The organism is Rhodovulum strictum (genome assembly GCF_009649175.1).
Lineage (GTDB): Bacteria > Pseudomonadota > Alphaproteobacteria > Rhodobacterales > Rhodobacteraceae > Rhodovulum > Rhodovulum strictum.
The window spans coordinates 18,705-32,380 of record NZ_WJPO01000030.1 but is presented as its reverse complement, the minus strand read 5'-3'; the positions used below and the strand labels follow the sequence as shown (position 1 = coordinate 32,380).

At 66.7% G+C, this 13,676-nt stretch carries 12 protein-coding genes; 3 read left to right on the top strand and 9 right to left on the bottom strand.

Annotation, left to right across the window (positions count from 1 at the left end; translation table 11 throughout):
* Both GH815_RS15695 and GH815_RS15690 read right to left on the bottom strand, forming a co-directional pair.
* Nucleotides 1-636 carry a nucleoside triphosphate hydrolase gene (locus GH815_RS15695; RefSeq protein ID WP_153749725.1) on the bottom strand — a complete coding sequence of 212 codons (636 nt, stop codon included), beginning with the start codon at nucleotides 634-636 and terminating at the stop codon, nucleotides 1-3.
* A 12-nt stretch (nucleotides 637-648) separates the two neighbouring features.
* A complete protein-coding gene (locus GH815_RS15690) occupies nucleotides 649-1,881 on the bottom strand; it encodes an ROK family transcriptional regulator (protein ID WP_153749704.1) in 1,233 nt (410 codons plus the stop codon).
* A 194-nt stretch (nucleotides 1,882-2,075) separates the two neighbouring features.
* Between GH815_RS15690 and GH815_RS15685 the strand changes: the two genes are divergently transcribed.
* The 3 genes from GH815_RS15685 (at nucleotide 2,076) to GH815_RS15675 (ending at nucleotide 5,176) form a co-directional block, all read left to right on the top strand.
* On the top strand, nucleotides 2,076-3,101 hold the full coding sequence (locus tag GH815_RS15685) for a sugar ABC transporter substrate-binding protein (RefSeq protein ID WP_153749703.1): 1,026 nt from the start codon (nucleotides 2,076-2,078) through the stop codon (nucleotides 3,099-3,101).
* A gap of 207 nt (nucleotides 3,102-3,308) precedes the next feature.
* On the top strand, nucleotides 3,309-4,415 hold the full coding sequence (locus GH815_RS15680; protein WP_153749702.1) for an ABC transporter permease: 1,107 nt from the start codon (nucleotides 3,309-3,311) through the stop codon (nucleotides 4,413-4,415).
* The gene (locus GH815_RS15675) at nucleotides 4,412-5,176 is read left to right on the top strand and encodes an ATP-binding cassette domain-containing protein (RefSeq protein WP_153749701.1); all 765 of its coding nucleotides are present in this window, start codon (nucleotides 4,412-4,414) and stop codon (nucleotides 5,174-5,176) included. Before GH815_RS15680 ends, GH815_RS15675 begins: the two co-directional genes overlap by 4 nt.
* Nucleotides 5,177-5,317: 141 nt before the next feature.
* On the opposite strand, the gene GH815_RS15670 is transcribed toward GH815_RS15675, so the two are convergent.
* The 7 genes from GH815_RS15670 to soxB all read right to left on the bottom strand — a co-directional run bounded on the left by GH815_RS15670 (nucleotide 5,318) and on the right by soxB (nucleotide 13,558).
* Nucleotides 5,318-6,379, bottom strand: coding sequence for a YeeE/YedE family protein (locus GH815_RS15670; protein ID WP_153749700.1), 1,062 nt, complete (start codon nucleotides 6,377-6,379; stop codon nucleotides 5,318-5,320).
* Nucleotides 6,380-6,583: 204 nt separating this feature from the next.
* Nucleotides 6,584-7,528: an MBL fold metallo-hydrolase gene (locus tag GH815_RS15665; protein WP_153749699.1), complete on the bottom strand. Its 945-nt coding sequence runs from the start codon at nucleotides 7,526-7,528 to the stop codon at nucleotides 6,584-6,586.
* Nucleotides 7,528-8,442, bottom strand: a complete 915-nt coding sequence (locus tag GH815_RS15660; protein WP_153749698.1) for an MBL fold metallo-hydrolase — start codon at nucleotides 8,440-8,442, stop codon at nucleotides 7,528-7,530. The genes GH815_RS15665 and GH815_RS15660 overlap by 1 nt, the downstream gene beginning before the upstream one ends.
* 74 nt (nucleotides 8,443-8,516) lie before the next feature.
* Nucleotides 8,517-9,779, bottom strand: coding sequence for an NAD(P)/FAD-dependent oxidoreductase (locus tag GH815_RS15655; RefSeq protein WP_153749697.1), 1,263 nt, complete (start codon nucleotides 9,777-9,779; stop codon nucleotides 8,517-8,519).
* Nucleotides 9,780-9,897: 118 nt separating this feature from the next.
* A complete protein-coding gene (locus GH815_RS15650; protein WP_153749696.1) occupies nucleotides 9,898-10,569 on the bottom strand; it encodes a c-type cytochrome in 672 nt (223 codons plus the stop codon).
* A complete protein-coding gene (soxC, locus tag GH815_RS15645; protein ID WP_153749695.1) occupies nucleotides 10,553-11,836 on the bottom strand; it encodes a sulfite dehydrogenase in 1,284 nt (427 codons plus the stop codon). Before soxC ends, GH815_RS15650 begins: the two co-directional genes overlap by 17 nt.
* A 30-nt stretch (nucleotides 11,837-11,866) precedes the next feature.
* The gene (gene soxB, locus GH815_RS15640) at nucleotides 11,867-13,558 is read right to left on the bottom strand and encodes a thiosulfohydrolase SoxB (protein ID WP_153749694.1); all 1,692 of its coding nucleotides are present in this window, start codon (nucleotides 13,556-13,558) and stop codon (nucleotides 11,867-11,869) included.
* Between the last annotated feature and the right edge of the window lie 118 nt (nucleotides 13,559-13,676).

Here is a 13,676-nt window from a genome sequence, read left to right as displayed (position 1 = left end):
TCATCGCGCGTTGTCGGGGGCCATGCCCAGCACCAGATCGGCCGGACGCGAGTTCACCGCCACCCGGCGCGCATTGGCCAGGTCATTGCCGCGGGCGCGGCCAAGTGCTGCATCCGGGTCCAGCCCATGGGCCAGCCATCGGGCGATCAGGCGGCGTTCCAGCGCGGCTTCGGGGACGGAAAGCATCACGCTCAGATCGAATGCCGGCGCCAGCGCGCGCCAGGGGTCTTCGTCCAGCAAAAGCCAATTCCCCTCGACCAGAATCACGCCCGCCTCTTGCGGCACGGCGCGGGCCGCCGCACGCGACAGGTCCGCCGCGCGGTCGAAAACCGGCACGAAGACGGTTTCGCCGCCCGCCCGGATGCGCGCCAGATCGCGGATCAGCCCGGCCGCGTCAAAGGTCTGCGGGGCGCCCTTGACCGCGCGCCAGCCCAGCGCGTCAAGGATCGCGTTGTCCAGATGGTAGCCGTCCATCGGCACCACCACCGCGCAACCCGGCCGATCCGCGTTCAGCCGCGCCGCCGCGGCCTCGGCCAGGGTGGACTTGCCCGCTCCCGGCGGACCGGCCAGCGCCACGATCCGCCGTCCGCCCCCCGTCCCGCAGGCAGCCAGAGCGGCAGCCAGCGTCTCGACCATCTGCTGCACGGCTTACACCCCCTTCGAGATCGCGGCCGGATCGACCAGGAACCGCTCGGCCAGCGGCCGGCTGGCGGCCCCCAGCGTGCGCGCCTCGGAACCCAGCGTGCCCTCGCGCAGGACCGGCGGCGTCAGGCCGGTCATGTCCAGTTCGGCGGTCAGCGCGCCGGTTCGGGCAACCAGCCGGGCGCGCACATCGGCGGGTATCCAGCCGTCGATCAGCACGTTGTCCACGTCGATCACCGCGGCGCAGGCGACGATGGCGCGCGACATGCCATGCGCCGCACCCTCGATCCATTCGGCCAGAACCGTTTCGTCGACCGGCCAATGCCCGTCATGGAACCACAGCATGTCCGAGGCCAGCCCGCGCGCCGCCAGCATCCGTTCCAGCACCGCGATGGAGGCCAGTTCGATCAGTTGCACGGTGCGCCCCTCGCGGTCCGGTACCGGCATCGACCCCAGTGCCCCGGCATTCCCGTTCGGCCCGGTGTAAAGGCGCCCGTTCAGCACCAGACCTCCACCGACGAAGAACCCCAGATAGAAATAGACGAAATCGCGCAACTTTTGGGGATTGCCAAAGACCAGTTCCGCCCCGCAGGCGGCAGTGGCATCGTTTTCCAGAAACACCGGAAAGGCAAAGCGGGCTTCCAGTTCGGCCCGGATATCGCGGCTGCGCCAGGCGTTCATCCGCTCTTGCGGGGCACCGATCGCGGGTGCCCAGCCCCAAAGCTGAAACGGCATCGCGATGCCAAGCCCCGCGACCCTGCCAGCCTGAACCGGGCTCAGCCCGGCCAGCAGCGCGCCTACCGACTCGATGGCAAAGCCGGTGATCGTGTCGATGTCGGGCCAGGGATAATGCCGCAGGCGACGGTCGCGGATCCGACCCAGGAAATCGGTCAGCACCACCTCGCAACTGCGCCGCCCGATCTTGAGGCCAAGAAAGAACGCCCCTTCCGGGTTCAGCGACATCGGCACCGAGGGCTGGCCCACCTTGCCGCGCACCGGATTGCCGCGCGTCAGCAGCCCGTCCGATTCAAGCGCCCGCATGATGACCGAGACGGTCTGCGCCGACAGGCCGGTCGTCCGGGCGATCTCGGCCTTCGACAGCGCGCCTTGCTGGCGCACCAGCGTCAGCACAAGCCGTTCGTTCCAGGCGCGCATCCCCGACTGGTTCGATCCGCGCATGCCATCGCCCGCCAGGTTCGGCGCGGGCTGGGCCGGAGGGCGCTGGGTGAAGGCAGGCATGATCGGACCCCGGGGCAGAGGATGACCGGAGGAAAGCAGTCGTGCCTGAATCTGTCAATAATAAATCATTGTGACTTATTTATTGACAGGTCGGGGCGATTCCGTGTTTCCATACCCGTGCCGAGGGGGGAGTCCGGCAGCGGAGCCCGGCCACCGACACCAAGCAAGACAGAACCTGCAAAGGGAGGAACACCATGACCCGCACCATCCGCGCCGCCCTGACCTGTGCCGCCGCATTGGGCGCGTTCAGCGCAACGCCTGCCGCAGCCGACGCAATCGGCGCCTGCCTGATTACCAAGACCGACACCAACCCGTTCTTCGTGAAGATGCGCGAAGGCGCGACCGCAGCGGCGGCCGAGAAGGGCATCACGCTGCAAACCTATGCCGGGCGCATCGACGGCGACGTGGAAAACCAGATCGCGGCGGTGGAAAGCTGCATCGCGGCGGGCGTTTCGGGCATCCTGATCACGCCCTCTGACAGCCGCGCGCTTGCCCCGGCGGTGACCCAGGCGCGCGCGGCGGGGATCCTGGTGATCGCGCTCGACACCCCGTTCGAGCCCGCCGATACCGCAAGCGCCACCTTCGCCACCGACAATTTCCGCGCCGGGGTGCTGATCGGCGAATGGGCCGCGGCGACGCTGGGCGATGCGGCGGCCTCGGCCCGGATCGCCACGCTCGACCTCAACGCCAGCCAGATCAGCGTGGATTACCTGCGCAACCAGGGCTTCATGACCGGCTTCGGCATCGACGTCAAAGACCCCACCCGGATCGGCGACGAGGATGACGGGCGCATCGTCGGCTCGGACGTCACCAATGGCAACGAGGAAGGCGGGCGCACCGCGATGGAGAACCTGCTTCAGGTCGATCCCGCCATCAACGTGGTCTACACGATCAACGAACCTGCCGCCGCCGGGGCCTATGAGGCGCTGCGCGCGATGGGGCGGCAGAACGAGGTGCTGATCGTCTCGGTCGATGGCGGCTGCCCCGGCGTGCGCAACGTCGCCGAAGGCGTGATCGGCGCGACCTCGATGCAGTTTCCGCTGCGGATGGCGTCGATGGGGATCGAGGCAATCGCAGCCTTTGCCGCCGACGGTACGGAACCGGCGAATGCCGAAGGGCTGGATTTCTTCAATACCGGCGTGACGCTGGTCACCGACAAGCCGGTTGACGGCATCCCCTCGATCACCTCGGACGAGGCGCTGGGGCTCTGCTGGGGCTAGGCCCCGGACCGGCCCGACCGGCCGCCAGACGGGGGCGCGGCAGCCGCGCCTTCGTCCGGTCCTGCGGGCCAGCCCAAGCGTCCCGCCACCGGCAGACCTGCGCCCCGCAGATCACCGGTGACCCGATCCCCGACCCGTGGCAGACTGGCCCGGCCGCGATCCCGCGCGCCGTCCGTGCCCGGGTCCGTCCCCGAACCGGAGGACCGGATGACCACCACCCCGCCCCCACCGCCCCGACCCGGCCCCGTTTCCGGCCGCGGCCCCTCGGATTTCGAGACCGGCCTTGCCGCCAGCCCCCAGGGCGTTGCACGCTTCGAAGCGCCACGCCGCACACCCCTGGCGGGGATCCAGCACCTGCTGCATGCCACACCGACGCTGGTGCCGGTCATCGTGCTGGCGCTGAGCATCCTGGTCTTCGGCCTGATCGCGGGCGAGCGGTTCTTCTCGCCCTTCAACCTGTCGCTGATCCTGCAACAGGTCTCGATCATCGGCATCCTCGCCGCGGCGCAAAGCCTGATCGTGCTGACCGCCGGGATTGATCTGTCGGTGGCCGCGATCATGGTGCTGATGTCGGTCGTCTCCGGCAAGCTGGCGATCACCATGGGCGTGCCCGCCCCGCTGGCGCTGGGGGCGTCCTTTGCGCTGGGGACGCTGGCGGGCATGCTGAACGGGCTGATGGTTGCGCGGCTCAAGCTGCCGCCCTTCATCGTCACGCTGGGCACCTGGAACATCTTCTTCGCGCTCAATCTCTGGTTTTCTGGCGCGCAGTCCATCCGCAGCCAGGACATCGACGCGGCCGCTCCGCTCCTGAAATTCTTCGGCAACAGCTTTCGCGTCGCGGGTGCCAACATCACCTTTGGTTCGATCCTGATGGTCGTGATCTTTGCGGTGCTCTGGTACGTCCTGAACCGCACCGCATGGGGGCGGCACGTCTATGCCATCGGCGACGACAAGGCAGCGGCCGAGCTTGCGGGCATCCGCACCGACAGGGTGCTGGTGCAGGTCTACGCGCTGGCCGGTTTCATCTGCGCCATCGGGGCGTGGGCGGCGATCGGGCGGGTCGGCTCGATCTCGCCGCAATCCTTCTACGAGGGCAACCTGCAATCCATCACCGCCGTCGTGATCGGCGGGATCAGCCTGTTCGGCGGGCGCGGCTCGATCATGGGGGCGCTGTTCGGCGCGCTGATCGTCGGCGTCTTCCAGTCCGGGCTCAGGCTTGCCGGGGTCGATGTGCTCTGGCAGGTCTTTGCCATCGGCTGGCTCATCATCATCGCGGTCGCCATCGACCAGTGGATCCGGAAGGTGTCGGCATGAACCGGGAACCCATTCTCAAGGCCCGCGGGCTGGTCAAGCGCTATGGCCGCGTCACCGCGCTGGACGATTGCGATTTCGACCTGATGCCGGGCGAGATTCTGGCCGTGATCGGCGACAATGGCGCCGGGAAGTCGAGCCTGATCAAGGCGCTTTCGGGCGCGATCGCCATCGACGAGGGCGAGATCACGCTTGACGGTCAGCCGGTCAGCTTTGCCTCGCCGCTGGCCGCCCGCGATGCCGGAATCGAGACGGTCTATCAGACGCTGGCGCTTTCGCCCGCGTTGTCCATCGTCGAGAACATGTTCATGGGCCGCGAATGGCGCCGCCCCGGACTGGCCGGTCGCTGGTTCCGCGCCCTCGACCGCGACAGGATGCGCGCCTTTGCCCGCGACAAGCTCAGCGAACTGGGGCTGATGACGATCCAGAACATCGACCAGCCGGTGGAGACCCTGTCGGGCGGCCAGCGGCAGGGGGTGGCGGTGGCCCGCGCCGCGGCCTTCGGCTCGCGCGTCGTGATCCTGGACGAGCCGACAGCGGCGCTGGGCGTAAAGGAAAGCCGCCGCGTTCTGGAACTGATCCTCGACGTGAAATCGCGCGGCATCCCGATCATCCTGATCAGCCACAACATGCCCCATGTCTTCGAGGTCGCCGACCGCATCCATGTCCACCGCCTGGGCCGCCGCCTGTGTGTGATCGACCCGCGCGAACATTCCATGTCGGATGCGGTGGCCTACATGACCGGAGCGAAGGCGCCGCACTGACGGGTGGAACGGCCTGCCGCATTGGTGAGATGGCGGAGTTGGCGGGACGGCTGGCACTTGCAGGCGCGCTTCTGTCGGTCGCGATGGCGCAGGCGGGTTTGAAAGGCCGATGCCGCCCGGCAGGCATCGCCGGGCGCGCTGTCAGGCCGGGGCGCGCGCGCCGGGCTGATCGACGAGGAAATCGGTGACGATCCCGCCGATCCACATGGACAGAAGCGCAAGCCAGGCGGTTGCCACGAAGATCGAGCCCCCGGTCACGCCCGCACCGATCGAGCAGCCGCCCGCAAGCATCGCGCCAAAGCCCATCAGGACCGCACCCAGCATCGACCGGCGCATCTGCCCCTCGCCCTCGAAGCCCTGGAATTTCAGCTCCCGCGCAAGTGCCGCCGCGGCGAAGGCCCCGATGAAGACGCCCGGAACAAGCCCGATGTCGAAGCTCGCCGCGGGCGCCGGTTCCAGAAAGAACATCAGCGTGTTGGCCGACGGGCCGGAGAAGGTGATCGAGGTGACGGTGACGGGATCGAAGGCGATCTGTGCAAGGCTGTAGGTCAGCACCCAGCCCAGCGCGACGGCGAACCCGACCGCCGAGGCGAACAGAAGCGCCCGCGGCCCGATCCTGTTGCGCCGCGCAAGGACAAGCGCGAGCGCAGCCGTTGCAATGCCGAACAGCAGGCCGGCAACATGCGGAAGCCCCAGCGCCGCGACCAGATCGACGTTATGTCCCCCCGTCGTGACCCAGAGCCCGGCGAACCACTGGCGCAGCGGCGACAGCACCCCGCTGATGCTCATCTGCGTGACCACCGCAAAGATCAGCCCCGACATCACCGACCGCAGGTTGCCCGTCGCGGCCAGCACAAGCAACCGGCCCGGACAGCCGCGCGCCAGCACCATACCGATGCCGACCATCAGCCCCCCGGCAATCGCCCCCGACCATGACCCGGTGACGGCCATCATCCGCGCTTCCTCGGGGCGGAAAAGGCCCAGCTCTTGCGCGCCCTGCACCCAGACAACGGCGGTCGAGAAGGCAAGAAGCCAGATCGCCATCCTTGGGCCAAGGCTGCCGCGCGCGAATTCCACCGTCGCCGCCCTCAGGCAGAATGACGACCTTTGCGCGGCAACGCCGAACACGGCACCGGCCAGCAATCCGATCAGCGCCGCCAGATGAGCCTCTTCGAGATGGTCGAGAAGAAGCTCCAGGTTCATCCTCTTCTCGCTCCCATTCGGGCCTCAACAATCACAGACTTGCTGCTTGCACGCATGACTTGCCTTGATCCAGGTCAGGCCGCCCCGGATGCCCGCGGCGGTCCTGTCCGGATTGATCCGCGATAATCGCAAGGAAACCGTTCCCTGTCGCATGATCTGACAAGTCGGGCCGGGTCGGAGGCGTCGCATGGGCAACACGGGCACCTACTCGAACTCCATCTCGGCGAAGACGACACCCGCGTTCCTGGTGGCCAGTTCCTCGAACGTGTCGAGATGCGCCCATTGCGACTGGTCGACGTAATAGGCACCGGCAAGATCGCCTCCGTCTTCGATATGCGCGCCGATCCTGGCGCGCAGGTCGAGAAGGTAGTCGCGCGTATAGCGGGTCACCTGCGCAAGGTTGGTCGGATGGCCATGACCGGGGATCACATAGGTCGGTTCCAGCGGCGCAAAGGCGGTGTCCCAGGTCTCGATCCAGCAGGAGGTGCAGGTGCCTTCGAAGATCGGCGGCATCCGTTCGTGAAAGGCGATATCGCCCGCGATCATCATGCGCCATTCGGGGATCCAGACCTGCGTATCGCCCGGCGAATGGGCCGGGCCGAGATGCAGGACTTCGATGGTCAGGCCGCCCATCTCGATCACCTTGCGGTCGGTGAAAGTCTCGGTCGGCAGGGCGATGACGGTGCCCTCGGCATTTTCGCGTGCGTAACGTTCGAGCGCGGCCAGATCCTGCCCCGCGCCGTCGGCGAACTCTGCGGCGGCCTCCTCATGGGCAAGGATCGGCACGCCCTGCGCGGCCCAGTAGCCATTGCCGAGCATCGAGTGGCCCTGTCCGTTCTCGTTGATGAGAAGCTTCACCGGCTGGTCGGTGACGGCCCGGATCTCTGCATGCAGCGCCTCTGCCAGCTTCCACGAGGCACCGCCATTGATGACCACCACGCCGTCGCCGGTCACGATGAAGGACAGGTTGTTGTTGTGGCCTGCATTCTCGTAGGTCGGGGGCGCCGTGGCCCCGATGGCGGACCAGACATGCGGGATCACCTCGACCGGTTTGTTGTAGAGCACCGATTGCGGGTACTTGTCGGGGATATCCTCCGAGGCGGCGGCCGGACCCGCGGCGAGCAGGAGCAGCAGAATACCCTTGCGCATCATGCCTCCTCCACGAAACGAAAGCCGGATCCGGTGCGTTCGGCGCGGCCGATGCCGCCGCCGGGCAGGTGAAAGCCGACGAGGCGGGTCTGCCCGGACGCCAGACGGTCGAGCAGCGCGCTGCGCGTCGCGGCGGCGGTTGCGGGATCCTGGTCCGATCCCGACGCCCAGTCGGGCCGCTCGAACGCGACATGGTGGTTGCCTATGGCATCGCCGACGACCATGACGCTGTCCGCGCCCGCGCGGATTTCATAAGCCATGTGACCCGGCGTATGGCCCGGGGTCAGCAGGGCTGCGACACCCGCAAGCGCCTCCTCGCCGTCCTCGAGCAGCCGCAGGTTGTCGGCAACGGCTTCCAGCCGCCGGGCCGCACCCACGGCAAAGGACGTGCGTGCCTCGCCGATGCTGTCCAGGGTGGCAGGGTCCATCCAGTAGTCGAATTCTGCGCGGCCGATCATCAGCGCGGCATTGGGGAAAAGCGGCTCGTCGAAATCGTCGAGCAGGCCCCAGAGATGGTCGGGATGGGCATGGGTGAACAGGACATGCGTGACATCCCCGGGCGCGAGCCCGAGACTGTCCAGCGCCTCGGGCAGCAGCCCCGCGCTGTCCTGGAAATCGGGACCGGCGCCCACGTCGAACAGGACCGTATGGCTGCCGTCGCGCAGAAGCGTGACATTGCAGGGCGGCCTGAGCGTGTCGGTCGGCAGGCCGTATCTTGCAACGATGGCCGACATTTCCTCTTGCGGCATGCCGCCAAGGATGAAGTCGCCGGGCAGCACGAGGTTTCCGTCTGACAGGGTGTCGATCCGCAGGCCGCCAAGGTCCAGCGTCGTGGACGCCCAAACGCGCCGCGGAATGGCGGGCAGGGCAAATGCGGCAGCGGCAGAGGAAAGAAGCGTGCGTCGGGTGATCATGGCGCTCTCGGACTGCGGGCAAGGATGCGGGCGCCCCACGGGAGGACAGAGCGCCCGCAGTCGGGGAGGAAGGGTCAGCCGAACATGTCGGCGGTGATTCCGGCGTACCAGCCCAGCGATTCCTCGTAGGTCGCCTTGCGCAGGGCTGCGTCCTCTCCGGTCTGGGAGATGAAGCTCTCGACGCTGGCGATCTTTTCGGCCGTGGGTTCGTAGGAGGCACCGACCTTGACCCCGTCATCGGTGTCGATCAGCGACCAGCAGGTGTTGGAATACTTGGCCGGGAACACGCGGCTGCCGGTCAGTTCGCCCCGGATCGCATTGGCCGCGACCTTGGCCTGGCTGTTGGCCGAGAACCCCGATTTGGGCATGTCGCCCTGGGCCGAACTGTCGCCCAGCACCCAGATGTTTTCGTCGGCCCGCGATTTCATCGTGAACGGATCGACGGGCGCCCAGCCGGTGTCATCGGTCACACCCGCTGCGGCTGCGATCACGCCCGCCTTCTGCGCCGGGATGACGTTGCAGACATCGACCTTCTGGGCCTCGCCATCAACGATCACTTCCATCGTGTCGGGCCGGACCTCGACATTGCCGCCGCCGAAATCGGGGCCGATCCATTCCACCATGCCGTCATAATGCCTGCCCCAGCCTTCCTCGAAGAGCGCCTTCTTCGAGAAGTTCTCCTTGGGGTCCAGGATCAGGATCTTGGCGGTGGGATTTCGCGCCTTCAGCAGATGCGCGATCATGCTGACGCGCTCGTAGGGCCCGGGCGGGCAACGGTAGGGGTTGGGCGGCGCGACCATCGCAAAGGTGCCGCCCTCGGGCATCGCCTCGACCATCCGTTTCAGCAACTGCGTCTGCGGACCGGCCTTGTAGGCATGTGGCATGATCTCGGCATGGTCCAAACTCCAGCCGGGCACGGACCCGTCCTTGAAGTCGATGCCGGGCGACAGCACGAGCCGGTCATAATCCAGCGTCTGCCCCCCTGCGAGCGTGACTGTCCGGGCGGCGGCATCCACGGCGGTCGCGAGGTCATGGATGACGTTCACGCCACCCGAGGACAGGGTGCCGTAGCCGTGCTGAAGCTTGTCGAAATCGTAGAAGCCGCCGAGATAGAGGTTCGAGAAGAAGCAGGTCGTATAGATCGGGTTTGCCTCGATCAGCGTGACGTCAAGCGCCCCCTCGCTGTCCTTGGCCATGTAGCGCGCGGCCGTTGCACCACCGGCGCCGCCGCCGATCACGATAACCCTAGGCTTTGCCTGGCCAAGCACCGCCGGTGCCGACAGGAATGTCGCGGTGGCCAGCGACGTGCCGAGGAAGTGGCGTCTGTTCAGTGTCATCTGGGTCTCCTCCCCATGCGTTCGTGCGTTTTTCGTCTTCTGGCATGTTCGCCATGCCACTTGCATTGGTCCGATGCGTGTCTGTTCGCCCGCCGGCCGGGGCGCCGATCGCCGCGCGCTAGAGCGGCGGGATGGTCCCGGCCGGCCGACCGTCGGGATCCGTGGGGGTCACGCCCAGATCCACGGCGCGCTTGGTGATTTCGGGCGCTGCCGTGCGGCAATTCTCCATGCAGGGCGCGGCGCTGAACAGCGGATGCTCGGTCTCGGCCCGGTCGTCGGGATAGAAGCCGTCCACGTTGGGCATCACGATCTCGGTGAAATTCTCGTTCGACAGGACGAAATCATCCTCGACGATGCCGTTCGAGTACAGCAGGAAAGCGGTGATCGCATAGGTTTCGTCCACCGAGACGGTCTGCGCACCGCCGAACGGCATCGAGCGGTGGATGTAATCGAACACCGTCGAGAGGTAGGGCCAGTAGGAACCGACCGTCTTGACCGGGCGCGGGTCGGTCAGCGTTCCGCGACCACCGGCAAGCACCGGCCAGCTGTCGAGCCCCTCGGCGAATTCGCCGTGGCATGTGGCACAGACCTCCAGGAACACTTCCTCGCCGGTCAGCACGTCGCCCGAGCCCACCGGCAGCCCGGTCCCGTCGGGCAGCACGGCAACATCCCAGGCCGCGATTTCCTCGGGCAGCGCCGGTCGGCCAAGGCCGAGCCTTTCGGCTAGGGCAGGCGCGGCGAGCGAGGCGGCAAGGGCCGTGCCGATCAGAAGCTTACGCGATCTCGACATTCTCCACCTCCCCGTCGGCCCTGACCCACCAGACCTGAATCCCGTTATTGTGGTAGACGTTGTTCAGGCCGCGGATATCCCGGAGCGCCTGCTTGGTCGGCTGGACATAGCCGGTCTCGTCGATGCAGCGGGACATGATGAACATCTCCTGCCCGTCCCAGGTCATGTCATAGTGGAACCGGGTCAGCGCCTTGGGCTTCACATCGCCCGAAAGCCGCGCCTCGTGCCAGGTGTTGCCGCCATCGGTCGAGACATCGACGCGCACGACCTTGCCAAGGCCCGACCAGGCCAGCCCGGTAATGACAAGGGGGCCCGCGCCGTGGCGGATGGGGGCCTGCGGGCTGGGCGCGGTTATGACGGATTTCGCATCCATCACCCAGGTCCATTTCCGCGCCCGCCCGTCGGGCATCAGGTCGGTGTATTTCGAGGTTTCCTCGCGGCTTTCCACCGCCTGATCGTAGACCGCGATCCGGCGCAGCCACTTGACCCACATGTTGCCCTCGAAACCCGGCACCACAAGACGCACAGGGTAGCCATGTTCCTTCCGCAGCGCCTCGCCATTGGCGTAGAAGGCAACCATCACGTCATCCAGCGCCTTTTCCAGCGGCATCGAGCGCCCGTTCGACGAGGCGTCCGCACCCTCGGCATAGACCCATTTGCCCTCGGGCTTGATCCCGGCCTCGTTCAGAAGGTCGCGGAGCATCACGCCGGTATATTCCATGTTGTGGATCATGCCCTGGGTGAACTGGCAGCCTTCAAGCTGGGCGCCGCCCCACTCCATCCCGCCATTCGCCGCACATTCGCAGAACGCCGTCAGCACATGGCGCGGGAACCGTTCCAGATCGGCATAGGTAAAGACGAGCGGCGTCTCGACCAAGCCGTTTATCATCAGCCGGTACTCGGATTTCGACAGCTCGATGGCGCCCGAATGATGCCGTTCAAAGGCGCAGCCCTGCGGCGTGATCGTGCCTTCAAGGGCGTGGATCGGCGTGAAGTTGATCGAGGAGACCGGGCTTTCGGTCAGCCACTCGACATTGCGGCGCACGACATGGTCTTCGAAATGGATCGGCAGGCCATAGGGCGCGGCATCGACCGGATCGCCGAAGCTCGACGCCCAGCCCTGAACCTCGGTGATGAGCGGATCGGGGCCGTCGGCACGCGCGGCCGCTGCCCCGGCGACAAGGCCCGCCCCGGCCGCGGCGGTCTGGCGCAGGAACCCGCGGCGGGTGCTGCCCGTCCTACCGCCCTTGATCGGTTCGTCTGTCATGGCGAACGCTCCTTTTCTGTCATCGTCTCGTCAGGTGCCGGACACGTCGACCGAGGTATTGGGCGCAAGCCTGACGGTGCCGAGCTTGCGCACATGCGCCTCGACCACGTCCCAGATCTGCGGTCCCTCGGTGCCCTCGTTCACACTGGCCCAGCCCGCGACCGTGTAGGATTTCGCGGCGTCGATGCCCTCGCCGGTATCGGTCAGATGCAGGCCGGAAATGCGCGCGCCGATCGGCTTCGAGACGTCGATGGCAAAGCCCAGCCCGCCCACCCGCACCATGTCGCCGCCCTGCTGGTAATAGGGGTCGGGATTGAACAGGTTGTCGGCCACGTCCTCTAGGATCGTCTTCAGCATCTCGCCGGTCATCTCGGTGCGGTAGCACTGGCCATAGGTCATCGAGGTGACGTTGTGGATGTCCTCGCGGGTGATCGGATCGCCCGGCATCAGCGTGGTGCCCCAGCGCACACCGGGGCTCATCGCGATCTGGGCGTCGCGTTCCGACCGGACCGCATCGCAGATCAGGTCGTCCCAGGTTCCCTGGAAATTGCCGCGGCGGTAAAGCAGGCTTTCGGTCGTGCCGATGACTTCCTCAAGCTGGTCCCTGTAGGGCGCGCGCTCGGCGTCGATCAGGGCGGCCATTTCCGGGTCGGGCGCGATCACGTCGGAAAAGACCGGGATCAGCTTGTGGCGGAAGCCCATCATCCGGCCATCGCGCACGTCCAGATCCACGCGGGAGACGAACTTGCCGTTCGAACCCGAGGCGATCAGGATCGTGTCGCCGATCACCACGGGTTCGGGCACGGCGTCATGGGTGTGGCCGGTCAGGATCACGTCGATGCCGGACACCCGCGAGACCATCTTGCGGTCCACGTCGAAACCGTTATGCGACAGGCAGACGACAAGATCGACGCCTTCGCCGCGCACCTCGTCCACCATCTGCTGCATGCGTTCTTCGCGGATGCCAAAGGAGTATTCCGGGAACATCCATTTCGGGTTCGCGATCGGCATGTAGGGGAACGCCTGCCCGATCACGGCGATGCGCGTGCCGGCCTTCTCGAAGATGCTGTAGGGCTCGAAGGCGGGCTCGTCCCATTCGGCATCGAAGATGTTCGCGCCGAGGAAGGGGAACGGCAGGCTTTCGACGATCTCGGTCACGCGCTCGGTGCCGAAGGTCCATTCCCAGTGGCTGGTCATGGCGTCGACGCCAAGCAGGTTCATCACGTTGACCATGTCCTGACCCTTTGTCAGGAACGAGGTCATCGAGCCGTGCCAGGTGTCGCCGCCATCGAGGAGCAGCGCATCGGGACGCGCCGCGCGGATCGCCTTGACCACTGTCGCCACGCGATCCATTCCGCCCATCCGGCCATAGGCCCGGCCCAGCGCCTCGAAATCCTCATGGGTCAGCGCATAGGCTTCGGGGCTGCCCGGCGCGATGCCGAACATGTCCTGAAAGGCCCGGCCCACCACATGCGGCGGCTTGCCCTTCGCCTCGCCCACGCCGATGTTCCATTCCGGCTCGCGGAACCAGATCGGCTTGAGCTGGGCATGGATATCGGTGACATGGATCAGCGTGACATTGCCGAAATCGTCGAACTGCAACAGCTGGTCCTGCGTCAGGGCCTGCTGCGCGGCGAGTTTCGACCAGTTCCCGAATCCGGACCCGCCCAGAATGGCCGATGCGGCCATCGACGCCTGAAGGAACTCGCGTCGGGTTATCATGCTGGAACTCCTTGCCTGCCGGGCAAACCTGCTGCGTTCGCGGATGGCCGCGTCAGGCAGGCTGCCCCGGATCCGAATTGTGTCTGATGGGTCGGGGATCCCCGCGGCGGGCGCGGGA